This is a genomic window from Flexithrix dorotheae DSM 6795 (assembly GCF_000379765.1).
Taxonomy (GTDB): domain Bacteria; phylum Bacteroidota; class Bacteroidia; order Cytophagales; family Flammeovirgaceae; genus Flexithrix; species Flexithrix dorotheae.
Map to the genome: position 1 here is coordinate 41349 of NZ_KB903455.1, position 25789 is coordinate 67137.

Genomic DNA, 25789 nt, shown 5'->3' on the forward strand with positions numbered 1-25789 from the left:
TTTACTCAAAGGTTTTCACTTCATTTCCTTCCCCCATTATTACCATGCCTGTAGTGGATAGAAATAGACCTGTTTCCACAATTCCCGGAATTGATTTTAACCGTTTTTCCAGGTACTCTAAATTTCGTTGCTGAATGATATTTAAATCAATAATCAGGTTGTTTTCATCGGTAAGAAATGGTCTGTCCTTATCCATTCTAATCTTTGGAGAAAGCCCTAATTCTTCCAATTTTTTAATAATCAGTTCTTTGGCAAAAGGAATTATCTCCACAGGAAGCAGGAATTTTCCTAACCGGTTAACTTTTTTTGAAGCATCTACAATCACAATATTCTTTTTGGTAGCAGAAGCCACAATTTTTTCCCTTAATAAAGCACCTCCACCTCCTTTAATCAATCGTAAATAAGGGTCAAATTCATCGGCACCGTCAATTGTAATGTCTATGGAAGTGTCTTTGGAAAAGTCTGTGAGGGGAATGCCTAAAGTTTCAGCTAATTTTTTTGAATTCTCGGAAGTGGGAATCCCTTTTATCCTGAGGCCATTTTTTTTGACTAATTCTCCAATAGCCTTGATCGCATATTCCGCAGTATTTCCTGTACCAAGACCTACTACCATTCCATCTTTCAGGAACGATACCGCTTTTTCTGCAGCCAGTTTTTTTTCGACTTGTGAATTGCTCATTTTAAAATTTTTTGCATTGTTTCCCTAAAAAAACAAGTTTTTTACTTCGAATTATTTTAAGTAAAACTGAAGGCTAATTCTATTTGATGTTTACATTGAATTCCATTTTCATAAATAGCCTCAGGGTAATGGTCCAGAAAGAAATTTTTCCTGATTTTTTCTATTTCAAATCCCATTTTCTGGTATAAAGCTAGTTGATTAATACTTGAATTTCCAGTGCAGATAATTAACTTTTTATTTCCTGAATTTTTTCCGAAATCTATAGCAAATTGTAGAAGGCGTTTACCTATTCCCATTCCCTGAAAATGCTCATCTATTGCAATATTTTTAATTACCAGGAGTCCTGGCGATTCTTGTGAGATGACTATTACACCAATTGTCAACTCCTGTTTTTGAGCAATAAAGCATTTCCCATTAGCCAAATAGGTTTCAATTAAGGCAGGGGAGGGATCTGCTAATAAAAGCAATTCTATTGGTGGAGTGGAGCTTTTGGGTAATTCAATTATTTCAAACACCTGAAAAAGCTTAAAAAGTTGAAAAAATGCTATTTGATGAAAAACAAAAAGGACAAAAAGCAATTGTCTTTACCAAAACAACTATTTTCTGTCCTTTATTCCTAAAATAAGGAGCGAGATTAGAATTCCTTTGAAAAAAATGAGCCACAATAAGAGGGCTGCAAAATTCAAAATGTTTTGTGGAGTTCCTGTACCACAGACTTAAATTAAGGCGATTTTCCGGACGCTAAAGATCGGTCTGTTTCTACACCTTATTTTTTGCTCACTAGTTAGCTTCTATCTGAGCTTTTCTGTTTTTATATGCCGCTTTCAGGATGGCATTTCTTTTCTTAACAGAATCTTTTTCGAAAAACCTTCTGTTTTTCACTTCATCATGAAGTTTTACATTTCTTACTTTGTTTTTGTAACGTCTTAAAGCCTTTTCGATAGACTCATTTTCTTTCTTTTTAATTATTAGCATAAATAAAAATTGTAATTATGGAAAATATTATTTTTTATATTATTGACTTATTTCAAACTTAGATTTTGGAGGAGTATTTTGTAATATCCTTCAACCCTCTCTTATCTAATTCAATTAACAGGGTGCAAAGGTAATATTTTTTTTATTAGAATGTGGATTATTTCTTAAGAAGATTAAGATAATTATTGGTTTGAAGCCGGTTTTTTGAAGAATTTTGGAAATGGAGGAAAACATCAATAAAAAACCCTAACCTTTTTATGGGTTAGGGTTAAAATTGTGGAGAATATCGGAGTCGAACCGATGACCTCTACGCTGCCAGCGTAGCGCTCTAGCCAGCTGAGCTAATCCCCCATTATAAATGAGGATGCAAATATAATTATTTTAATTATTTTACAAATCCAATACGTGTTTATTTTTCGAAAAAATGATTTGAATATGCCTTAATGCCCTAAATATTTTTGGATTCTTAACCTGGATCTTCTAACCATTTCCAAAAAATAAAAAAGTGGAGCTTTTCTATAAATATTTCCGCTTTTTTGATGTTTAAAAACAGTGGTCCATTCTATTTTTTTAATACAAATATTTTTTAAGATGAAACCAATATTGTTTATAACAATTCTTGCCATAACTACCCAATTTTCCATCGCCCAGGATTGTAATTGTGAGTTGGAAATTCCCGAAGAAGCTGATTATTGCTACCAAAATGAATTTTTGCCGGAAGCTTGTGCTAAGTTTATCGAAGGAGCTTCCTATTTTTTTGTAAAAGGGAAAAAAGGTGCTGTAAAATTGAATTTGCCCGATTCGGCCGAAGCGCAGCTGGCTACTTTAATTGGCTATGCCAGGAATAAACAGTATAAATTTAAAGGCGTGGATATGTTGTTCATTAATGCCGCTCTTGAGGATTGGAGGATAGTTGAACCTAACCTAGAATATATTAAAGATGGTTTTGTTTTTACAGATTCGGGTTTGGGAATTAAATTACTGGAAGAGGGTGATGGTGAATTACCTGTGAAGGGAAAGAAAATTTTAGTGCATTACACCGGAACTTTGGAAGATGGAACCAAATTCGACAGTTCACTGGACAGAGGGCAGCCATTCGACTTTCCCGTAGGTGTGGGTTGGGTGATTAAAGGCTGGGATGAAGCCTTTGCAAAATTGAAATTTGGGTCTAAAGCTATTATCAGAATTCCCCCTGAACTTGGGTATGGCAGAAAACAGGCTGGGACTATTCCCCCAAATTCAGTTTTATATTTTGAGGTGGAAAGTATTGGGTATAAATAAAAATTTATACCCGTAATGTTGATTTGCAGAGAAAATGACCTTGTAGTTCAATCATTATCATTTCACAGATTCTATTTCAGGTTGAGGAGTTTGTTGTTCATTTTCCTTTTTATCCAAAATATACATCTTAATAAATAAGATAACCAGGAATAGTACAATTATGAGAATGAATAACGACATAAACCTATTGAATTTATTCAGGATTTTGTGCATGGGTTTTCGCTTGTTGGTATGAGATCGTTTATATTGCGAAAGTACCCGGTTAAAGTTTTTGTGCAGATCTACCTCCTTCTCTGAAGGTTTTGGCTTGTTTATATTTATCTTATATTTATTACTCATTTCAGTTTTACCTAATTCACCAACTTTAATTACTTTTTCCTCTTAAATTGTTGCCGGTACCTGTTTAATTAATTCCATAATAAACAGCGTTAAAACCGGGCAAAGCGTTAGAAAATCATTTACTTCTGGTGGATCTATGCCTTTGGCTAATTTTTTTAATTTATCAATTATTCTATACGTCCTCACTTTAGCATTGTTCTCGGTAATGTCCAGGATAAAAGCGACTTCCTTAAATGGTTTTTCTTCAAAAAATCGTAATTCTAACAGCTGAACTTCATGCTCTTCTAATTCTTCCAACAAAGAAATAAGTAATCCGGTTTTGTCTTCTTCTTTTTCAGGTTGCTCTTCCAATTCTCCAAAAAGCCTTAAAATGATTTGATCTTCCAGGTTGATTACCCGCTGGTTTTTTGATTTTCGGTAAAACTCATTTACCTGATTGGTGGCAATCCTATAGAGCCAGGAGGAAAATGGGAATCCTTTGAATTTGTATGATTTAAGGTTCACCATTGCCTTGTAAAACACCTGTGAGGTGAGGTCTGAGGTGGTATTTACATCATCTACTCTTCTATTAATGTAATAGAAAATTTCCTTGTAATATTTTTCATAAAGCACCCCAAATGCTTCTGGCTTCTTTTTAGCCTGTTCTATGATGGCTAATTCAATTTCAAGATCTTGTTTTGGCTTATGCAAGATATGCTGTAGTTTAAGGATGATCAGAATTTCAAATATACATTTGAAAGTAAAAATTTTGGTGAGTTCGTCTGATTAAATTGTCAACCAGTTAATTCCCAATGTGAATCACCCAGATTTAATAAAATTAGGTGGTAATGTAATCAAACAATGAAATTTTTCAATAATCGGTTGGCTGGAAATTTATAATTCAATCCGGTTTTTATTAATATTAGGAAGAGATGGTTCCTCCTACTGCAGCCTTTTACTTTATCCAACCTGGTTAATTGTTTTACTAATCCTGTTTTTAATTATGCATATCAATATTAAAAGACTTCAATCCAGAATTTCGGAGATGGGAAAAATAGGAGCTTTGAAAGGTGGTGGTGTAACCAGGCTCTCCCTTTCCAATGAAGATAAAGCTGCCCGTGATTTGTTGAAAAAATGGATGATTCAGGCTGGTCTGGAAGTAAAAATAGATCAGATTGGAAATATGTTTGGATTAAGGAAAGGGAAAAATGATCTCCCGGGAATAATGACTGGTTCGCATCTGGATACAGTGGGAGAAGGGGGATTATACGATGGGAGTCTGGGTGTATTGGCTGGATTAGAGTTGATAGAGACCTTAAATGATAAGGGTATTGAAACAGAAAGATCTGTTATTCTTGCCAATTTCACCAATGAAGAAGGGGTGAGGTTTACGCCAGATATGGTGGGAAGTTGTGTTTTTAGTGGTCAATATAAATTGAAAGAGGCATATCAGGCTATTTCTATGGATGGGTCCAAAACCTCTCTCGAATCCGAACTTCATCGAATTGGTTATAAAGGAGAACTACATTGTGGAGATTTACAAGTTGCAGCTTTTATTGAGCTGCATATTGAACAAGGTCCGGTATTGGAAATGGAAAAACTGGATATTGGTGTGGTGGAAAACTTGCAGGGAATTTCTTGGACAGCTTTTGATTTAAAAGGAGAATCTAATCATGCCGGCACTACTCCAATGGCATTAAGAAAGGATGCCGGACTGGTGGCCATGAAGATTGGTGCCTATGTGAAAACTCTTGTCAATGAAATTGGCGGGAATCAGGTGGGCACAGTAGGCAAGATAGAATTTGGGCCAAATCTTATAAATGTAGTTCCTGGATCGGCTAAAATTACGGTAGATTTAAGAAATACAGACAATGCCCGGTTGACATTAGCGGAAGAAAAATTATTGAGGTTTGCAGAAAAAACAGCTGCAGCTGAAGGTGTTGAAATATTAATGGAGCGATTAGTCAGATTCAACCCGGTGATTTTTGATGATGGGATTTGCCAATGGATTGAACAGGCTGCTCAACAGATCGGGCTATCCCAAAAAAGAATGTACAGCGGAGCAGGACATGATGCTCAGATGCTGGCAAAAGTTTGCCCAACAGCCATGATTTTTGTACCAAGTGAAAAAGGAATCAGCCATAATCCTAAAGAATTTACTCCAATAGATAAAATTGAAACCGGAGCCAATGTATTATTAACAACCGTATTGGCATTGGTTCAAAAGTAATCCTCCCTAAAAATTCCTGATTACTCCAAATAATTCCCGTTCACTGCAATTGAATTTCGGGCCTAGGAAATTACTGGCATATTTGAGACATAATAAAAAAAACACAAACTCAAACAAGAACAGAAATCATGAAAAACTCAACTAAAACATTCGCTATCTCAATCATTATTTTATTAGCTACTATTATAAATGTAAATGCTCAGGAAAATTTATTGGCTTATAATGCTAGTCCAATTCAAACAGAGCAAAATTACATGGCAAATGAAGAGCAAAATGAAGAAGTAAAAGTAGCAAATAGTGAAAGTAAAGTTGAGGCAAATGAAACTCTGAATATCTCGAATTATTCCCTAATGAACTCAGTACCTACAAATTTTAAAGGTAGTAGTGCCATGATTCAGCAAAATCAGCCTAAAGTAAACAATCAGAGCTTAGGGTTTGGAAATGGGAATATGAATCAAAATATATCAAAATCAGATTATGGAGTAGGAGTGAAGTTGAGACTTAAATAAAAACATTCATGGTGGTAAAGTAAAGTGAATATTTTTAAAATAATAAAATCCCGGAGTTTTGCTCCGGGATTTTTTGTTTGTAGTGATCAAATCAAATATCAGACATGATTAGCCATTTGTTCTTTTACCAGTTTTTGAGCCTGTCCAATCCAGTTTTCCCTGTAAATTCTATCCGGGAAGAATTCTACGATATAATTAACAACCATATTGGCATTGGTTCAATAGTAATCCTCCCTAAAAATTCCTGATTACTCCAAATAATTCCCGTTCACTGCAATTGAATTTCGGGCCTGGGAAATTACTGCCATATTTGAGACATAATAAAAACACAAACTCAAACAAGAACAGAAATCATGAAAAACTCAATTAAAACATTCGCTATCTCAATCATTATTTTATTAGCTACTATTATAAATGTAAATGCTCAGGAAAATTTATTGGCTTATAATGCTAGTCCAATTCAAACAGAGCAAAATTACATGGCAAATGAAGAGCAGAATGAAGAAGTAAAAGTAGCAAATAGTGAAAGTAAAGTTGAGGCAAATGAAATTCAGAATATCTCGAATTATTCCCTAATGAAATCAGTACCTACAAATTTTAAAGGAAGTAGTGCTATGATTCAGCAAAATCAGCCTAAAGTAAACAACCAGAGCTTAGGGTTTGGAAATGGGAATATGAATCAAAATATATCANAATCAGATTATGGAGTAGGAGTGAAGTTGAGACTTAAATAAAAACATTNATGGTGGTAAAGTAAAGTGAATATTTTTAAAATAATAAAATCCCGGAGTTTTGCTCCGGGATTTTTTGTTTGTAATGATCAAATTAAATATCAGGCATGATTAGCCATTTGTTCTTTTACCAGTTTTTGAGCCTGTCCAATCCAGTTTTCCCTGTAAATTCTATCCGGGAAGAATTCGATAAGCTGAGAGATTTTTTGAACATCATCATGGTCAAGCTCACTTATTTGTTTGTAGGATATAATTCCGATTTTATTTAGCTTTTTCTCAATGAATGGTCCGATACCACTAATTACTTTCAGGTCATCATGTTTATTTTTCATATGAAGAAGTGTGTCATGATCGACTAAACCGTTTTGTTCCATTAGGGCCTTTGCCTGTCCGATCCAGTTATCACGGTAAATTCTACCTGGGAAAAATTCTATGGCATTGGTCACCCGTTCTACTAATTCTTCATCAAACTCACTAATTTGCTTGTAAGTATACACGCCAATGTTATTGAGTTTCTTTTCTATGAAAGCACCAATTCCTAGAATTTTTTTAAGGTCATCTTTCTCCTCTTCTTTGGCATCGGTAAAAATTACAATTGGTTTTTCTCTTATGATCTCATCTTTTTCAGCCATTTTTTCCCTTAACCTGTAAATTTCTTCCATCATACCATCCATTTCAGAAATACTGGCTTCATATCTCAGCTTGTAATGCTGCACCTCCTGTTCATGCTCCTCATCTAAATTATTATGGGCTTTTTCTTTGTTTTCAAGTTCTGACATGTTTTTAACAAGCAATCCGTTTTTATCCTCTGCTTCTTTCAGTTTATTTTGTAAAGAAGTATTTTCAGATTTAAGACTTGAATTTTCAGCTTTAATCTTAAGCATTTCACCCTGAAGGTGCCCGAAGGGTTTTTTCCATCTTTCCTTGAAATAGGCCCAGGCAGTAATAAATCCAATTACAAAGGCAACGGTTAATACAAAAAGTATAAAAAATAATTCATTCATTTTGATTGATGTTTAATGTTATGAGAAGGTTGGGTTGGTTTATTATTTAAGAATGATGTCTACTCTTCGGTTTTTTTCCCTGGCGGTTTCGTCTGTATTGGGTACCAGTGGTTTTGATTCTCCCTCAGAAAGGGTTTCTATTCTTCCTTCAGGAATTCCGGATCTTATTAAAACTTTAGCAACATAATTTGCCCTTTGCAGTCCCAGTTTTTTATTTGCTGCAACTTCTCCTTTATCACAGGTATTACCGGATAGTACAGCAGTATATTCGGGATTTTCTTTAAGGAATGAGGCAAGCTTTCTCATAAAGTTTTTGTTGGCCTCATGGTTTATCATTTCCGGATAATTAAGGGCAAATTGGATGTGACCTGATTCCAGATATGCCACTTCTTCCAATGTTTTGGCAGAAGCTTCTGAAGGGGTTTCCTCTACGATCGGAGTTGGTTCCTCCACTATTTTTGGTTCTTCCTTTGGAGTAGCGGGTGGAATCATTTTTTCTTCAGCGACAAGATTATCCTCCTCACAATCTATACAGTCTTCAGTAGGGCACATGTGTTTTATTTTGCAGACATAAAAATAAGAGGATCCGGATGCCCAAATAAAAAAGCTTAATAATCCGGTAAAAATAATTTTCATAAAACTAAAGTTTCGGTTAAAATTTTAAATACAGGTATTGGTTGTACAGTATGGGTTTTCAGTTTTCAGGTTGATTTCTTAGCCAAAAAAAATGGATAAAGAATATCCTTCCTTTTGTTTTAATAAGAGAAAATCCAAATGAAAAGTAAAAAACACTTACAATAAGTTTGTTTGTAAAATGTTATTGTGTTTGTGTGAAAATAGTATTGCAGTATATTGCCAGCCGGAATAGAATCTAAAATTTTATATCGTTTAATATAAATATTTTTTTTGAGAAAAATCAAAATGTAACGATAAAAATATCAACTGAATCAAAATTAGTGGGGAAGATTAAATACTGCCTCAGAATTCGTTGAGTGGAATGGTTTGGGGGTTGGAATTACCTACAGGAACGTTATTGGACTAATGGGGTAGAACTGAAAAGGGCAGGAAAAGAAAAAAGGGAATCGCTTAAGTTAGCAATTCCCTTTACCTGATGACATTATGCATGAAATTTTCTTTAGGTGATTAAACAAATTGTGTTGATAAAGCAATGATCATCAAAATGAACATGGTAGCGGCAACTAATTTGTCTATCCCTTTTTTTACTACAAATTCGGATTTTAGATACTTCATAGCCCGTTTTTTAAATTATATGTTGTTTTACTTTTAAACTGATTATTGTCCTAATAATTACTTTTTTTACTATTAAATTAATTACATGACAATAAAACTAAATTGTACTCTCTTTTTTATACGTTAGTTTTAGAATTCTTTTTCAGATAATTAACTTTTATTTGAAAAAAATGTTAAGGTTTTTAAAAAATAAAAAATTTCTTACGTCATGTTTGATCTAAAATTGATTTTTCAAGATGTTATTTTTAGGCATAATCAGCCCTTATGTTTAAAAAATTGCGCAAAGTAAAGCTGAAAAAAATTAAAACCTTACATAATTTTCAAATATTCTTATGAAAGGCTACCTCAAGTGGTTTTAGCCTTTAGGCTGATTTATAGGGAGAGTAATTGTAAAAGTAGTTCCTTTGCCTACCTGGCTTTTCACTTTAATGGAGCCATTATGCCTTTCTATTATGCCATAGGAAATAGATAGGCCCAGTCCGGTACCTTCACCCACATCTTTAGTAGTGAAAAATGGCTCAAAAATTTTTGATTGAATTTCTTTTGGAATACCCTTACCTGAGTCCGAAATACTAATCTTGATGTTTTTATTTTTTTGACCAGGTTCAGTTTTTACTGTGACCTCTCCTTTACCGGTAATGGCCTGGGAAGCATTGTTCAGGATATTCATAAATACCTGGTTCAATTGTCCCGGGTGGCATTCTATTTTAGGAATATCTCCAAATTCAATTTTTAAGTTTATCCTGTTTTTGAATTTGCTTTTTAATAAAGTAAGTGTAGAGTTAATCCCCTGATGAATGTCAGATAATTTAAAGTCTGATTCATCCCTTCTGGAAAAGTTTCTAAGACCAGAAACAATTTCCTTTGTTCTGAACGCTCCTTCTTCAATTCCGGCTATTAAGGATTCCACCTCCTCCAGAATAAAATCAATATCTATCTCCTCCGCAAAATTTTTAATGTCTCTGGCATGTTCCGGGCTCGATCCATTATTATAAAATACCCTCACTTTATCGATTAACTCTTTAATTTCAGAAAAATCTCTTCTTAGAGGTTTTACATTTGCTGAAACAAAATTAATAGGATTGTTAATTTCATGGGCAATGCCGGCTGTGAGCTGGCCAAGAGAAGCCATTTTTTCTGCATCTACCAGTTGAGTCTGGGTGAATTTTAGTTTCTTAAGGGTTATTTCAAGCTCTTTAAATGACTTTGAAATGGCATCACGCTGAGTGGCGATTTCCTCATTTTTCAGCTCTAATTGATCATTTTTTTGTTTTATTTCTATATTGGCTGTCCGAAGTTTTTCTGCCTGAGCCATGATCTCCTCTGTTTTTTGTTCAAGCTCTGTATGGCTTAAGCGGATTTCCTCATTGGCCTTTTTTAGATTTGCAGATTGTGCTAAAACCTCTTTGTTTTTTAATTCCAGTTCCTTGTTTTTTAGCTGAATTTCCTTCTGGTGATTGGCCAGTTTTCTGTTTTGCTTTCTGGAAGTGACCAGCCAGACAGTTGACATGATAAATCCTAAAATAACCAGGGCTGTAATTACAGTCATCCAGGTTCGGGAGGCTTCCGCCTGTTCCAATCTCAGGTTTTGGTTGGCCAGCTGAAGTTTTTGGTTTTCATTGCTTTTTTCCAATAATTCTATCCGGCCTAATTCCTCCTTTCTTGCATTTTCCCTCTCCTGAATTTCCAGGTCCTTAATCTTCTTTTCCTTTTGCAAAAGTTCAATGGTTCTTTCCTGTTCTTTAGCCAAAAGGGTCTGCATTTGCCTTTCCTGATCGAGTTGTTGTTCCCGGATAATGTAATTTTCCACTTGCTGATTTGCCCGGATTAATTCTAATTCCTGACTTTGTTTTTCCAGCTCTAATTGCAGTCTTTTATTTTCCTGATCTTTTCTGTCTTCATCAGCAAGTTTCAGTTTAATATCCTGGTCTCGTTTTTCGATAACCGCTTCTTTTTGTTCACTGGCAGCGAGGGCATTTTTTTCAGCCATCAAAAGGGAATCTCCCAACTGAAAATAAGATTGGTAATATTCCAGGGCTTTTTCATACTCATTCAGGTTCTGGTAAATTTGTGACTGGGTGAGATAGGCCTGTACCAAAACCTGGAGGTTGTCACCTTTTTTAGCAATGGCAATAGCATCTGAATTATAATTTAGCGCATTGTAAGAATCCTTATTTTTGAGGTAAATCTGGGCTATAATATTTAGGATTCTTCCGGCTTCTCCATAGTGGTTTTTCTGAATTCGGATCTTATAAGCCTCTTTTAAACTGAGCACAGCTCTGTTTTGATCACCCAGATTTTGGTAGGAAATTCCAATATTGACCAGTGTATTCGGATGTCTGTTCTCTTCATTTCTTTTTTTATCCAGATTTAGCGCAAGCTGATATGCACCAAGCGCATTTTGGTGCTCATTAAGCCTGGAATAATTGTAGCCAAGATTGTTGTAGGTATTGGCTAATCCTGAAGAATCTTTTTTGGCGAAATAGACTTCCAGGAGCTCGTAATTATAATCCAGAGCATTTTTATAATGGTTACCTCTGTTAAAAGCATTGATCAGATTTTTTAAAGCAGATTCCACCCAATCTGTATTTCCGGTAGTTTTATAATGGTAAAGTAACTTGGAATAGATGGTAATGGCTTCGTCATTATTTTCCGATTTTTCTGCGCAAATTCCTGCTTTTTCCAAGGCTACAAGGTAAGCGTTTTTTTTATGCTGAAATGGTAGATAATCGAAAGACTGCAGGTAATATTCATAGGCTTTTTGATAAGCTTCAATATGAAAGTAGATTTCACCAAGTTCAAATTTTATATCACTAACACCTAAGGAATCATTAGCCTTTTCCAGATAATTGGAAGCGTCAAGTAAGAATTTTATGGCATTTCCCGATTCATTTTGTTTCCTTCCAATTTGAGAAAGCATCAATAAACTATTGACTTTTTCCTGCTGAAAATCGTATTTATTGGCTATGGTCCAGGCATATTCGGCCAGTCTTTGAGCAGTATCCAGTTGTGCATCATCAATGGCATTTTGTGCTGCTTTTAGGGATTTAATCACAAGTAGACTATCCTGATGTGAGTTATTTGGGGTTTGAGCAAAGGTGGAAAACGGTAAATAAAGGATTAACAGGACCAGATATGAAAATCGGGCAAGCTTGATTGTGGAAAATATCCTGCAATATGAAAAATCTATAATTCTCAATTTTCTGAGTACATTCTGCTAATCCATCTTAAAATTAAAACCAAATTGAATATTTCTTCCCAATTGTGGATTATAAATCATGTCTACATCCAGCCCAGTTGGACCAATTCCACCATATTTTTCATCAAATACATTTATTATTCTAACAAAGGTCTTTAAATTTTCACTCAGTTCATATGAGGTAAATAGATCAAGTGTATAAAACCCTTTATTTTCAAAAAAAGGATTATTGAAAGATTCCAGATTGGGGGTATATCTTCTGTACCAGCTTCCCATTAATGTATTTTCAAAATTGAAATAAAGTTTGTTAACTGGTTCACAGGAAATCCGCAATTGTCCGATGAATTCGGGCATCATTCTGAAATCATTAATTCTTCCTTCATTTCCTTCCAGGTTTTCAAAACCTTCTGTTTTGGTAATAGCCAAATCGAAACCCAAATGAATGGACTCAATTAACTCATTTGCACTTAGTGTACCCTGTATTCCGAATAAAAATGAAGTTGCATCCGAATGGTTAATATTAGTCCTGGTTTCTGTATCTTCGGGAGTGACATTGGGATATTCTTCGGGATCTACATTAGTAACATGGCCTTTAATCAGGTCTTCTATCTGATTGGAATAAAGTAAAAAATCAAAAGAAATTTTTTCAGAGATTTTATATCGGTAACCTAACTCGTAGCTTGAAAATCTTTCAGGTTTAATATTGGTATTTGGAGTAATTGGATAAACTACCGTATTTTCAATGCTATCAAAAACTACAGCCAGCGAATTGTAAATAATGGAAGTACTTGGTGCTTTAAAGGCTGTGCCAAATGAAGCCCTAATGGCCATCTCTTCATTTAATTTAAACAACCCTGCAATTCTTGGATTAATACTCAATCCATAGATTGAATTTTCATCTGCTCTTAAGCCTGCAGTAATGTTAAATTTACCTTTATTGTAATAAACCTGCCCAAAAAGGGCAATGTTGGTAAATGTTATGGGATTTATGCCAAAATTGCCAAAAACAGGGTGGGGTGGGGGCCTGTGGTTGGTGAATGGTTGGTAATTATTGATATTAAATGGTTCACTCAATTCATTGGTTTGCGGTAAATTACTGGAAATCTGATAGGACAAACCTCCTACAATTTCCAGGTTATTAATTGGGTAATAGGTAATTAACTGCTCAAGAAAAATATCATCGGTGGCAGAATAGATAAAAGAACTGCCCAAACCTTCACTAAAATAATTAACTGAAAGTGTGGAGCTATTATTCAGGCGGTGCCTGAGGTAACTAATGTTGGTTTCAGTAAGGAATTTAGTAGACCAGGATTGGTTATAATTTAAAGCAATCCTTTTAATATTTTCTCCATAAAAGGCATTTGGTCTGGCAAAGGAATAATAAAATGTAGATTTCCCCAGTGACGGATGATCTTTTCGGGACATGTCATCAAAGTAAACGGTCAGGTTTTTATATTTTAAATTTAACCCAAACATTCTACTGTTTTGGGGAAGGTTATTGGTAGTGCCATCGTTTACAGTTCCCTGATAAAAAGGGAAATAATTATTATTAATAAATTCCTGTGGATCAATTCCGTTGGTTCTTAAAAACTCCTCATCTACATCAAGGGGAGATAATCCCGGAATATTCCAATCGTCCGGATTGACTACAAAATAACTGAGGGGATTGTAATTTTCCCCGTCCCTATATTTCACATTCAAATCTTTTCTGTCGTACATGCTCCCATAAAGGGTGTAATTGACAATGTTTTTACCATTTCCCAGTTTTCCTCCTGCAGTAAAATTCAGGTAACTATATCCAAACTGTCCAATTTCTGCATCTGCCTGAGCAAAGGATTGATCGGCTGCCTGTTTGGTAATAATATTAATTACCCCGACTGCAGCATCGGCTCCATAAACTGCTGCGCTGGTCCCATAAATAAATTCGATTCTCTCCGCCTGTCGCACAGGCAACTGATAACTTAATGGAATTCCTCCTAAAGTAGACGGCTGAATGGGAATGCCATTGACGAGAATTTTGGTATATAGATTTCCGATTAGTCCCCTCATCAAAAACATATCTCCCAATTCACCAGATCCGGGTTGTGAAACTTTTATGCCGGGGACCATTTTTAAAACATCCACCAGAGAATTGTACCCATTTTTATGAATTTCTTCACCAGTTACTACAAATACTGTTAGAGGAAGGTCCTCAATGGATTTACTGGAACGGCTTGCAGATATGACTTCCTGGATATTTTGCTCTTTTGGGGAAATCAGGCTTTCCGCACCAAGCACATCTCTCTGGTTAAAGCTATCTTCCTGAGCCAATACAGGTAAGGCTAAAAAAGAATAACTTATCAGGATAAATAGAAAAGAAAATTTTTCTTTTTTCAATTGACTATTATAACTGTTGAAATAATAAAGAAAGTTAACTAAGTAACTAGCAATTTCCTCAATTTTATAATTATTTCACAAAAATAGACAGGTACTTTATAGTATACTAACAAATTTAAATTGAATAAAAAAAGAAGAGTCGTTTCAAAAAAGTAAGCGCTTAAGACTCAAAATATTCAATCAGGGCATCTTTAATATTAGTAAAAATCTCATGTAATAAATCTTCATCTTCTTCCAGAAGTGTGACTCTAAAGCCTTGAAGATCAGAGCAAAATGAGGAAATCGGCACTACACAAACCCCTTTTGCTGCTAATAAATAGTACACAAATCTTTTGTCAAGTGCCATATCGTTTGTGATCCATTTGGATTCTACCAGTTCAGCTATCTCCGGATTTGCAATCTTCAGTTTTTGATGTGGTTTCAGTACACCCTCTTCAAAAATTATGGTATTGTAGAAAGCTCCGTTGGTGTGGTTGAACTTGAGCTGAGGAATTTCCCCAAGAATATCGGCAATTACTTTACTTCTTTTTCCTATGGTTTCATTCAGTTCTTTCCTATAAGTTTTGTACCGTGGATCGGGAAAAATTCTCGGAATGGCCAACTGAGGTAATTTAGTGGAACAAACCTCAATCATTTTGGCATCGTCCAGCGTATTACAAAGCTTGTCAAATTCCGAATCTTTGTCTCTGTTGTAATATTCTATCCATCCGCATCTTGCTCCGGGCCAGGGTAATTCTTTGGAAATTCCTTTCATGGCAATGCCAGGAACATCGCCAATTACAGTAGCCAGTGGATGAGATTCAGCGCCATTATAAGTGATATTGGTATAAATTTCATCACTCACCAGAAAAAGGTCAAATTCTTTGGCTATAGCGACTATCTTTTCTAAAATTTCTTTCGGATAAACCATTCCGGTGGGATTGTCCGGATTGATAATCAAAATACTGACAATGTTTGGATTGTATTTTACTTTCAGGTAAAGATCTTCCAAATCAGGATACCAGTTATTATCCGGGTCCAGTTTATAAGTGATTGGATGATGGTTGGCATGGGCTGCTTCAGCTGAAGAATGGGTAGAATAAGCTGGAGATGGCCCAATTACCCTGGAGGTAGGGATAATAAATTGATACAATTTGGATATGGCATCACCAAGTCCATTGAAGAATAAAATATCGTCAGCAGTTATTTGTGCTCCACCCAGTTGATTGGTTTCATTAGCCAGAAATTCTCTGGTTTCCAGCACTCCTTTGGAATGGCAATAGCCATAGGTATTATTATCCCTTAATAAATCAATAATGATGTCTTTCATCCAATTAGGCATTTTGTTGTGCTTTTGGATCGGATCACCAATGTTTTCCCAATAAATCTGCTGACCAAGTTTGCTAATTTGTTCCGCCTTTTTTACAATTCCCCTGATTTCATAAGTCAGTTCTTTTGCACCTTCTCTTAACAGAATTTGTCTCATTTCCCTTTTTCGCTTTTTCCAAATTGAGATACAAAAGTGAGGATTTATTTAATTAATTGGTAAATCTATTGCGATAAAAATCAGGAATGACCGGAATATTTGAGTATTTGATAAAAAAGTATTTAAAATATTAAACAAAATTTAATTCGTCCCATTTTCCGAAAATTCTTAAAAATTTAAAGATTGTAATCGTTTACGGAATAAATTTTTGATCTCCGCCACTAATTATCCTTTTCTAATTGTGGATTAACCTATATCTTCACCTGCATCTACAATTATTACTTTACTAATAAGCGAAACAATAGTAAATATGGAACAATTTACATTAGGCTGGATTGATATATCCATCATGTTGATTTATATAATTGCAATGATCTGGTATGGATTGAAACATGCCAAACAAAGCAATTCTGAAGATTATTTCTTGGCAGGCAGAAATATGACCTGGCCGATTGTAGGAATATCATTATTTGCGGCCAATATTTCCAGCACTACATTAATTGGTCTGGCTGGGGATGCATATAGTACGGGAATTTCAGTATTTAACTACGAGTGGTCTGCGGTGGTAATTCTGGTGTTTTTCTCCATGTTTTTCCTCCCATTTTACCTGAAATCCAAGGTGTATACCATGCCAGAATTTCTGGAAAAAAGATTTGATTCCCGGTCCAGATATTATTTTTCATTTACAACGCTCATTGGGAATGTACTTATAGAAACAGCCGCACCTTTATATATTGGATCTTTAATTTTTGAACAGGTATTTCCAACTATTCCCGGATCGGTAATTATCATCATTTTGGCTGTGGCTGCAGCTGCCTATACAATTCCTGGAGGGCTGTCCTCTGTGGTGCACACCGAAGTAATTCAGGCTATTTTATTAATTATTGGTTCAATTATACTCACTTACATGACTTTTGAAGCCGTAGGAGGCTGGGGAAATGTAATGGCCGCCATGGAATCGAAATTTGCAGCTGGAGATTTGAAAAATTCCCCTGAAGACATGTTGAGCCTCATCCGGCCAATGGATGACCCCGGAGTACCCTGGACCGGATTAATTACCGGAGTGCCGATTTTAGGTTTTTATTTTTGGGCCAATAATCAGTTTATGGTCCAGAGAGTGCTTAGTGCCAGAAATTTGGATCAGGGCAGGAAAGGGGCTTTATTTGGCGGTTTGTTAAAATTACCGGTTATCCTGATAATGGTGCTTCCCGGAACGATGGCTATTGCCATGCCAGAGCACATTTTCCCTGCTTTGGATAATCCCGATTTGGTCTATCCAGCATTGGTGTTTAACCTTTTACCTGTAGCCATAAAAGGACTGGTTTTGGCGGGTCTTTTGGCTGCCATGTCTTCCAGTATTAGCGCCACACTCAATTCGGCCTCTACTTTAATTACCATGGATTTTGTTTCGAAGCTTAGACCAGGAATGACAAGCAAGCAATTGGTAAGGGCCGGACAGATAGCAACGGTAATTTTGGTGATTCTGGCTGCTTCATGGGCGCCTAATATCAAAAATTTCGATTCTCTTTTTAAATATCTCCAGATCGTGTTGGCATATATTGCCCCACCAGTTGTGGCAGCCTTTCTTTTAGGCTTATTCTGGAAACGGGCAAATGGAACTGGTGCGTTTGCCGGGTTTATATTTGGTTTTATTGCCGGTATATTGTTAATCCAAAATGGAGATACTCTGGCAGCTGGGGTACACGAAGTTTTTCCAAAACTGGCCTTATATAACAAAGAAACCGCAACTTATTATATCCATTTTCTGCATATAGCTACCGGATTATTCTTTGCCTGTGTATTGGTCATCATATTGGTAAGTTTGGTAACTGCACCTCCTCCAGCAGAAAAAATAGCCGAAATGACTTACAAAAAGGATATTTTTACTGAAGAAACCAGGGAACTAAAAGGCAAACCCTGGTACGAAAATTACAGAACCTTATCCATTATTTTGTTATTAATTACTGCTGTTGTGGTAGGAATTTTCTGGTAAATAGAAATTTTATTTTAGAGATATAAAAGAATACCTACAGGGTTGGCAATTAGCCACCCTGTTTTTTTATAAATCCAGGATATTAAAAAGCTTTTTCCTAAATAAGGCAAGGAAAATGATACCTTTTACCTGCTCAAAATAACAGTGATTAATTCTGCTTTTTTTAGTAAAAATAAGCCATTATTTTTTGGGGAAAATATTCGAATACTTAACATCCATTTAATATCGACTGTTAATAGAATGAACTTCTCCAGGTGATTTTTTGAAATAGAATGAATAAATGTTCCTAAGAAATAATGTTTCTGTCTTTTTTTATCCACCCGAAACAGAAAATTGCCAAATATTTTTTGGTGTATTGTAATCGATTGAAATACAGTTGATTATAATTCTTATAAAAATAAGAATCAAAGCTTTTAGATGAAAAATAGGAGTATATTAACATTTTCTGTAGTATAATTTCAAAGATTCTTTACAATGTAATTTACTTGGTGGTTAAGCCCTTTTAATTCCAGGTCTTGGAATAGTTTTTACAAGGATTTTGCAATCTCTGACCAAACTCCGGTTAGTTGGAGAAAACGCATTTAAGATCTAATAACTAAGCTAACAGACCGTGGAAAATAAGGTATATTTATATTTCAGGGCCATCATTTTCTCATCATTATTTTTGATGGGATTTCAGGCAGTCGGACAGGGAGACTTTGATGTCCAGGCAGGAAGTTCTACTTCCGGGTGTGGACCATTAACCGTATTGTTTGAACCATTTCCTGATGGTGGAAAAACCGTAGACAGTTATTCCTGGGATTTGGGTAATGGAACCAATTCCATTTTGGAAAAACCAGCCACAATTTACATCACGGATGGTCAATATGATGTAAGTCTCACCATTTATTATGATGATGGTACTGATGAAACAATTACCAAAAATGCGTTTATTGATGTATTTGCCGGGCCTACGCCCAGCTTCACAGCTTCCAGCACAGGTGGATGCCTTCCTCTTACAGTTACTTTTAGCAATACTACCATAGCAGGAGATGCTCCATTAGATTCTACTAAAACTGTTTGGCAGTTTGGAAATGGAGGTGTTGGTTTGGGAAATAATCCAACTTATACATTTACAACTCCGGGTTCTCATGATGTGAAACTTTTTGTGGAGGACATCAATGGTTGTAAAAGTGCCATTACTTTTCCTGGTTATATAGATGTAATTGACCAGTTAGAAGCCAATTTTACTCCTTCCGAACAAATTGCCTGTGGACCTTCTTTAAATGTGAATTTTAGTGAAGCGATTACTACTACAGCAACTGGACCATTTACATACGAATGGGATTTTGATAATGATGGTGTTTTCGATGCAGTAGGTGCAAATCCTTCCCATACTTTTAACAGAGTTGGGGCTTCTACTATTTTTGATATTAGAATGAGGGTTACTGATAACCCAAGTGGTTGTTTTGATGATACTTTAATGGTTGGGGCAGTTCAGCTTTATGATTATATTCAGGACTTTTCCGCAGATGTTACTTCCGGCTGTTCCCCAATGGCAGTTACATTTACAGATGATTCTAATATTCAGTTTGGTTTCCAAAAAGTCTCCTGGGATTTTGATGGGGACGGTTTGGAGGATGCTACCGGGCACAATCCACCACCTTTTAATTACATCAATAACACAGCTGCTCCTATTACTTACAATGTGACAATGACAGTGACAGACACTAGTTCGCTAATGACTTGTCAGGGAACAGTAACAAAAAATACTTATATCACGGTAAATCCAGAACTTCAGGCCATTGCCACAGTAGACGAAAATAATTACTGTGAGCAAAATTTTGATGTGTTTTTTGATGGATCAGGGAATCCTAATGCTACCGCACATAGGTGGGATTTTGATAATAATGGCACATTTGATAACACTAATGAAGTTCCTGGAAATATTGCTTTTAACAGTCATGGGAATCATTTTGTCCGGTATCAGGTGGAAAATGCTCAGGGATGTATAGCAGATACAGTAATCTTAATCAGGTCAATTCCTATTACACCAAGTTTTACCGCAAATGCGCTGGAGGGTTGTGAAAATACAGGATTTACAACTACTTTCGATAATACTACAAACACCTTAAATGCTTCTGTTGTACCGGCTACCAACTGGGAATGGACTATTTCAAATGAGTTTGGATATTCCGCAACCTCTACTTCTTTTGAACCATCATTTACCTTAAACAACCGGGGTATTTATGATGTGACCTTAAGGGCTTACAATGCTACCTGCGATGAAACCACTACCCAAACCGCTTATATAATTGTAGGTCCTGAACCAAATAATTTAGATTTTACTCCTTCCCAAAATATTATTTGTAATGGTACTAATGTAGTCTTTACGAATAATTCTTCGGTTGATAATACTTACCCTGTAGAATACAGATGGGATTTTACCAGTGATGGATCAATTGATGCTATTACTAATGGAAATGCAAACCATACTTATGATAATTTGGTGCCAGCAGTTTACACTGTTAGCATGTGGTATTATTCCAATGGATGTCTTAATGGACCAGAAACAAGAACAATTGAAATCAGGGCGCCCCGAGCTCACTTTTTTCAAAATACTGATGGATGTAGTCCTTATGAATTAACTGTTACCGATAATTCTGATGGAGCAGATTCTTTATATTACAGATTTACAGACCACTTAGGTACTGACACTTATACAACCGATCCTAATCCTGTTTTAAATTTTACTCCAGGTACAAATGTAGATATATTTCAATGGGTGAGAAATAATAGTACAGGTTGTGTGGATACTTATACAGAGACGGTAACAATGCCTCCTGCTATTCCATTTATGGAACCAGCAGCTTCTGATACATCAATTTGTGTAGATAATACCATAGATTTCAGTACGCCAATTGCCGGTGCGAACAGTTATCTTTGGACATTTGACAATGGTACTATAAACTTCACCGAAAATGTAAGAAATCCTACTGTTTTTTTCGACCAGCCAGGAGATTATACTGTTCAGTTAGAAATTGATTATGGTGGATGTATGCTTGATACTACGCTTGTAGACTGGATTTCCATTAAAGACCCACAGGTAATTATTGGTGTAAATCAAACTGCAGGATGTGCTCCTTTGTCAGTAGATTTTGAAGATCAGACCATCTCCAATGACGCAATCGTCTATAGAGCCTGGGCTATCAATGGAGATACTATCAGCAACGCTGCTAATTTTAATCATGTTTTCGATTCAGTTTTAATTCCCCAAACTGATTCATTCCATGTGTCTTTAACTATAGCTACTTTGGCAGGATGTACCAGTACGAGGTATGTGGCCATTTATCCCACAAGTCCAAATCCTGAATTTACCATCGATTCTGTAAGAAGTTGTACAGATATCACTATTGAACTGGAAGCTATTGAAGTGGATAGTACCGGAATAGGGCCTTTAACTTTTAATTGGTTTACCACTGCCCCGGCAGTTACTCTTGGAAGTGGGAAAAATGTTTCAGCAGTTTTTCCTGATGGAAATCATGATATTTCTTTGGAAATAATAGATGTTTATGGCTGTCGGGATACCTTAACCAAAAATATTGATGTGAATCTTGGACCTCCACTACAGGCAGGATTCATGGCGGCTCCTACAGATTATTCTTGTCCTCCAGCGGCTGTGCAATTTACGGATACCTCAACTTATGCGGCACCTTCTGTTACAATTGTTTCAAGGCTTTGGGATTTTGGTGATGGGACCACCTCAGTTTTTGATGACCCTGTTCATATCTATGAAAAACCAGGTGATTATGATGTAACTTATACTGTGGTTGATAATTTTGGTTGTACCGATATGGTGACTGTTTATGATGTAGTAAAAGTAAAAGGGCCTACCGGAAGTTTTACAACCCAGGATGATATTGGTGTGGATGACAGAAGAGGTTACGAACCATTCACGCTTCATTTCAATGGAACATCCGATTCTGTGGCTAATGAATATTCATGGAACTTTGGTGATGGAGTTGTTACAGGATTTGCATTAGATTCAACTGAAACGCATACTTATACCAACCCGGGATTGTATGTGCCAAGTATGCTTTTAAAAGATATATATGGGTGTGAATCAGGGCCTGATCCTGTTTTAAGTGTAAGAGTATATCCCTGTCCTACAGTAGCCGTTTCCGATCAGGTATATTGTGTAAATGATGGATCGCAGACCATTTCAGCTTTTAATAGTTCTCATAACATTCCCATGGGCACCCTGCATTATGAGTGGTTTTTGAATGGGTCAGGAACTCCTTTTGCTACTGATGTTTCCCAAATTACAGTGAACAATGTAGCCGGAACAGATACTTATACCGTAAGAATCTGGATTGATGATGGAGGAGATGTAGTTTGTGATCAGTCGGATAATTTTACCGTTACATTCAATGAAAATCCAATTCCTGACTTTGACATTTCTGGAAACAATGTATGTTTTGTTCCGGGAGGAGTTGCAGTAAGTTTTGAAAACCTGGCTACTGCTCCGGGAGGAAACACTGTAACCAGAATTGAATACGATTTCGATTACGATGGGACTAATTTTAATGTAGATGCTTTTGCCAATAATCCTGCAGCCAGTTTAAATACTACGCATACTTTTACAGCCGCAGGGGTTTACGATGTGGCAATGAGAGCTGTTTCCAGTAATAATTGTGATAGCTTAATTGTAGGAACAGTGCCAATTGAAATATACCCACTTCCAGAACCTGATTTTGATTATGATGATGAGTGTGATGAAGGTACAATTGAGTTCGATGCCAGAGCTTCTACTGTAGCCAACATCAGTGCAAGTGTAATCACTAATTATGAATGGGATTTTGATAATGATGGTACTTTTGATCAATCTGGGGCGGCTTTAGACAGGCCAACGCACGTATATCCCGGAGTAGGTACTTATACAGCAAGGTTAAGACTGACTACAAATCACAATTGTGTTGAAGAATTAACCCAAACCGTAAAAGTTAGTCCAACTCCTGTGGCTGATTTGTCTGCTACAACTGTAGTAGAAGTTTGCCTTGGTTCTTCTTTAACATTGGATGCAAGTGCTTCAAGTATTGCAGGAGGAATAACCGGACCAAATCCAAGAATAAACCAACACAGATGGGATTTCGATTATGACGGGTCTAATTTTACCAATGATTATTCGGCTGGTGGAAATACCAAAACAGCAACCCATACCTATTTGGATACAGGAAATTATGTAGTTCGATTGAGGGTGAGAAGTAATTACGGTTGTTTCGATTTTACAAATATTAATGTTAGGGTGAATCCTTTTCCTACAGCAGAATTCAATTACACCAAAACCTGTCTGGATCAGAATATTACCTTCGATGCCAGTGCTGCTACTATTGCTACCGCTGCCTTAGGTCAATCTATTTCTCTGTATGAGTGGGATTTCGATTATGACGGTTCAACCTTTAATGCTGATGCTTCTGGTAATCAAGGAGCCGCTGAATCTGCTGTCTATAAATACGCCACTCCTGGGGAATATACTGTAGCTTTAAGAATTACTTCTAATACGAACTGTACTTCCATCAGCACGAAAACAGTTTCCATCCCTGACATCACTCCGGGCTTTCAATACTTGAATGCCTGTGATGGACATACAGTACTTTTGTATGAAGGATTTGATATACCGGATACACTCAATGTAAATAGTTATACATGGGATTTCGATGGAAACATTCAGACAGGGAAAAATGTGAGTTATTACATAGCTGACCCCTCACTTTATGGTGTAGATATTAGTACTTTAATAGATGAAACTGATTCGGCTAAAATCAATGTGCCATTTGAACTGACCATTGAAACGGATGATGGTTGTTTCTATTCCTATTCGCAGGATGTATACCTAAAAAAGATTCAAGTACCTGTTGCTGATTTTAGTTATACTCAGCCTTGTGAAGGCCAGCCTACTCAATTTGATGCATCTGCATCACATGGAGGAACTCCTGCTTACAGTATTGCCCAATATGATTGGGATTATGACAATGACGGAACATTTGATTCCACATTTAGTTCACCAACTACTTCTTATGTATTCCCTTCAACCGGGACATTTGATGTAAGATTGAGAGTTGTAACTGCTGAAGGCTGCGCCAATGAAGTGATTAAATCAGTGATTATTGACCCTTATCCAACAGCTGATTTTAATTATACACTTACAAATGTTTGTGATGGTAATACAATGGACTTTACTCAGAACTCTTCCATTGGTGGAGGAGGTACAATAGCCTCTCACCACTGGGATTTGGACAATGACGGTGTTTTTGAGGTAACCGGTGGTAATACATCCAAAATTTTCCCTGGTCCAGGAGACTATGATATTAATTATAAAGTGATAACAATCAATAATTGTGAGCGAATAGCGACCAAAACTATCACCATTCATCCGAATGCATTTGACGTGTCCATTGACGCACCCTCCGATTGTGCAGATTCTACTATTAATGTCGCAGCGATTTATTCAATTATGACTGGAAGGGTTGCGAAATTTGAGTGGGATTTTGGTAATGATGGCTCTTTTGAAAAAACAGGACTCACCGGAGATTCTACTGTTAACTATAGTAATGCTACTCCAGGAACCTATCCGATCTATTTAAGATTGACAACTGACCAGGGGTGTATCACTGAATACTTAGATCAGGTGACCATACACCCGAATCCAGTAGGGGGAATTACAGTGGATAATGAGTGTGCAGAAGTTTTATTTGATTTTGAAGGAACATTTGATTTCGCTCCATATTCAGGAACAATTTCTACTTATGAGTGGGACTTTGACTATTCAGGTACATTTAGTGCAGATTCAGTTTTTGCCACTCCCGAGGTAAGTAGAGCATATGGAATACCAGGAAATTACCAGGCTGCATTATTGATTACTTCGGATTCTGGTTGTTCGGATCTATTCGTGAAAAATATCGTGGTTCATCCAATTCCTGATGCAGAAATAGCTATTACAAGTCTATGTGCCGATTCAGTATTTACTTTGGATGCAAGTTCTTCGAGCGTAATAGCACCAAGTACAATTGCTACTTACGAGTGGGATTGGGATTACAACGGAACTTTCTCCGCAGATACTTCCGTAACAATTCCTATCATTACAAGAATATTCCAAAATACGGGTAATTATACAGCGGCTTTAAAAGTAACGACTAATTCAGGGTGCACCAATTTAGACACCTTCGATTATGAAGTGTTTACTAATCCACTTGCAATAATTGAAGTTGATAACGATTGTGCAGGGTCTACTTTTAATTTTGTAGGATACTCAGATCCTTCTCATCCAATAGATGTGGCTAATACCGTTTTTTCCTGGGATTTTGATGGTGTTGGAGGATTTAATGTTCAGGGTAATGCATTGACCAGCCCAAGTTATATTTATGCCTTACCAGGAGATTATACCGTAACTCTACAAATGGAAACCCCAGATGGTTGTATAGACACTGCTCAGTATGTGGTTACAGTTCATCCGAATCCAACATCTGATCCAGTGATATTGAGTCAGTGTTCTGATTCAGTGTTTACCTTGGATGGGAGTGGGTCAGTAGGGAATATCGTGAGTTATGAGTGGGATTACGATTATTCAGGTGGGGTATTTACAGCGGATACCTTGATAAGTGATGCAACGATCACTCGAACATTTACTACGGTTGGGAATTACACAGCAGCATTGCGTGTGACGACAGATTCAGGCTGTACACATCTGGCTATCCGGGAATATAATGTTCATCCGAATCCAACATCTGATCCAGTGATAT

The 25789-nt window shown here is 36.3% G+C and carries 15 protein-coding genes and 1 tRNA gene; 5 read left to right on the forward strand and 11 right to left on the reverse strand.

Going from position 1 to position 25789, the window contains the following annotated elements; genetic code table 11:
• Position 1: 1 nt before the first annotated feature.
• The 4 genes from rpiA to A3EM_RS0124595 form a co-directional block, all read right to left on the reverse strand.
• The gene (gene rpiA / locus A3EM_RS0124580) at positions 2-679 is read right to left on the reverse strand and encodes a ribose-5-phosphate isomerase RpiA (protein ID WP_020530911.1); all 678 of its coding nucleotides are present in this window, start codon (positions 677-679) and stop codon (positions 2-4) included.
• Between the two features lie 56 nt (positions 680-735).
• A complete protein-coding gene (locus A3EM_RS0124585; RefSeq protein ID WP_044239717.1) occupies positions 736-1194 on the reverse strand; it encodes a GNAT family N-acetyltransferase in 459 nt (152 codons plus the stop codon).
• A gap of 265 nt (positions 1195-1459) precedes the next feature.
• Positions 1460-1654, reverse strand: coding sequence for a 30S ribosomal protein S21 (rpsU, locus tag A3EM_RS0124590; RefSeq protein WP_020530913.1), 195 nt, complete (start codon positions 1652-1654; stop codon positions 1460-1462).
• Between the two features lie 277 nt (positions 1655-1931).
• Positions 1932-2005 (reverse strand) — tRNA-Ala (locus tag A3EM_RS0124595).
• 240 nt (positions 2006-2245) lie between these two features.
• Between A3EM_RS0124595 and A3EM_RS48225 the strand changes: the two genes are divergently transcribed.
• Positions 2246-2935, forward strand: a complete 690-nt coding sequence (locus tag A3EM_RS48225) for an FKBP-type peptidyl-prolyl cis-trans isomerase (protein WP_245576548.1) — start codon at positions 2246-2248, stop codon at positions 2933-2935.
• A 57-nt stretch (positions 2936-2992) separates the two neighbouring features.
• On the opposite strand, the gene A3EM_RS0124610 is transcribed toward A3EM_RS48225, so the two are convergent.
• Together A3EM_RS0124610 and A3EM_RS0124615 are read right to left on the reverse strand one after the other, a co-directional pair.
• The gene (locus A3EM_RS0124610; RefSeq protein WP_020530916.1) at positions 2993-3274 is read right to left on the reverse strand and encodes a hypothetical protein; all 282 of its coding nucleotides are present in this window, start codon (positions 3272-3274) and stop codon (positions 2993-2995) included.
• Positions 3275-3316: 42 nt separating this feature from the next.
• Positions 3317-3964, reverse strand: coding sequence for an RNA polymerase sigma factor (locus tag A3EM_RS0124615; RefSeq protein ID WP_020530917.1), 648 nt, complete (start codon positions 3962-3964; stop codon positions 3317-3319).
• Between the two features lie 292 nt (positions 3965-4256).
• On the opposite strand from A3EM_RS0124615, the gene A3EM_RS0124620 reads away from it, so the two are divergent.
• Both A3EM_RS0124620 and A3EM_RS0124625 read left to right on the forward strand, forming a co-directional pair.
• Positions 4257-5483, forward strand: coding sequence for a M20 family metallo-hydrolase (locus A3EM_RS0124620; protein ID WP_020530918.1), 1227 nt, complete (start codon positions 4257-4259; stop codon positions 5481-5483).
• A gap of 128 nt (positions 5484-5611) precedes the next feature.
• The gene (locus A3EM_RS0124625; protein ID WP_020530919.1) at positions 5612-5992 is read left to right on the forward strand and encodes a hypothetical protein; all 381 of its coding nucleotides are present in this window, start codon (positions 5612-5614) and stop codon (positions 5990-5992) included.
• Positions 5993-6824: 832 nt separating this feature from the next.
• On the opposite strand, the gene A3EM_RS46215 is transcribed toward A3EM_RS0124625, so the two are convergent.
• The 5 genes from A3EM_RS46215 to A3EM_RS0124665 form a co-directional block, all read right to left on the reverse strand.
• A complete protein-coding gene (locus tag A3EM_RS46215; RefSeq protein WP_020530922.1) occupies positions 6825-7727 on the reverse strand; it encodes a helix-hairpin-helix domain-containing protein in 903 nt (300 codons plus the stop codon).
• Positions 7728-7769: 42 nt separating this feature from the next.
• Positions 7770-8363, reverse strand: a complete 594-nt coding sequence (locus A3EM_RS0124645; protein WP_020530923.1) for an OmpA family protein — start codon at positions 8361-8363, stop codon at positions 7770-7772.
• Between the two features lie 970 nt (positions 8364-9333).
• Positions 9334-12033, reverse strand: coding sequence for an ATP-binding protein (locus A3EM_RS46220; RefSeq protein ID WP_157638064.1), 2700 nt, complete (start codon positions 12031-12033; stop codon positions 9334-9336).
• Between the two features lie 162 nt (positions 12034-12195).
• Entirely contained in the window at positions 12196-14553 is a 2358-nt protein-coding gene (locus A3EM_RS0124660) for a TonB-dependent receptor plug domain-containing protein (RefSeq protein ID WP_020530926.1), read from the reverse strand.
• Between the two features lie 160 nt (positions 14554-14713).
• On the reverse strand, positions 14714-16018 hold the full coding sequence (locus A3EM_RS0124665; RefSeq protein ID WP_020530927.1) for a pyridoxal phosphate-dependent aminotransferase: 1305 nt from the start codon (positions 16016-16018) through the stop codon (positions 14714-14716).
• 310 nt (positions 16019-16328) lie between these two features.
• On the opposite strand from A3EM_RS0124665, the gene A3EM_RS0124670 reads away from it, so the two are divergent.
• Together A3EM_RS0124670 and A3EM_RS0124675 are read left to right on the forward strand one after the other, a co-directional pair.
• Complete coding sequence (locus A3EM_RS0124670; RefSeq protein WP_020530928.1) at positions 16329-18011, forward strand: sodium:solute symporter; 1683 nt, start codon at positions 16329-16331, stop codon at positions 18009-18011.
• A 610-nt stretch (positions 18012-18621) separates the two neighbouring features.
• Positions 18622-25789: PKD domain-containing protein (locus tag A3EM_RS0124675; RefSeq protein WP_157638065.1), on the forward strand; the 7168-nt coding region annotated here is incomplete at its 3' end.

Excerpts from the sequence above, each read along its gene's own strand:
- rpiA (WP_020530911.1), bottom strand. The coding sequence starts at position 679 with ATGAGCAATTCACAAGTCGAAAAAAAACTGGCTGCAGAAAAAGCGGTA.
- rpsU (WP_020530913.1), bottom strand. The coding sequence starts at position 1,654 with ATGCTAATAATTAAAAAGAAAGAAAATGAGTCTATCGAAAAGGCTTTA.
- A3EM_RS48225 (WP_245576548.1), top strand. The coding sequence starts at position 2,246 with ATGAAACCAATATTGTTTATAACAATTCTTGCCATAACTACCCAATTT.
- A3EM_RS0124610 (WP_020530916.1), bottom strand. The coding sequence starts at position 3,274 with ATGAGTAATAAATATAAGATAAATATAAACAAGCCAAAACCTTCAGAG.
- A3EM_RS0124620 (WP_020530918.1), top strand. The coding sequence starts at position 4,257 with ATGCATATCAATATTAAAAGACTTCAATCCAGAATTTCGGAGATGGGA.
- A3EM_RS0124625 (WP_020530919.1), top strand. The coding sequence starts at position 5,612 with ATGAAAAACTCAACTAAAACATTCGCTATCTCAATCATTATTTTATTA.
- A3EM_RS46215 (WP_020530922.1), bottom strand. The coding sequence starts at position 7,727 with ATGAATGAATTATTTTTTATACTTTTTGTATTAACCGTTGCCTTTGTA.
- A3EM_RS0124645 (WP_020530923.1), bottom strand. The coding sequence starts at position 8,363 with ATGAAAATTATTTTTACCGGATTATTAAGCTTTTTTATTTGGGCATCC.
- A3EM_RS0124665 (WP_020530927.1), bottom strand. The coding sequence starts at position 16,018 with ATGAGACAAATTCTGTTAAGAGAAGGTGCAAAAGAACTGACTTATGAA.
- A3EM_RS0124670 (WP_020530928.1), top strand. The coding sequence starts at position 16,329 with ATGGAACAATTTACATTAGGCTGGATTGATATATCCATCATGTTGATT.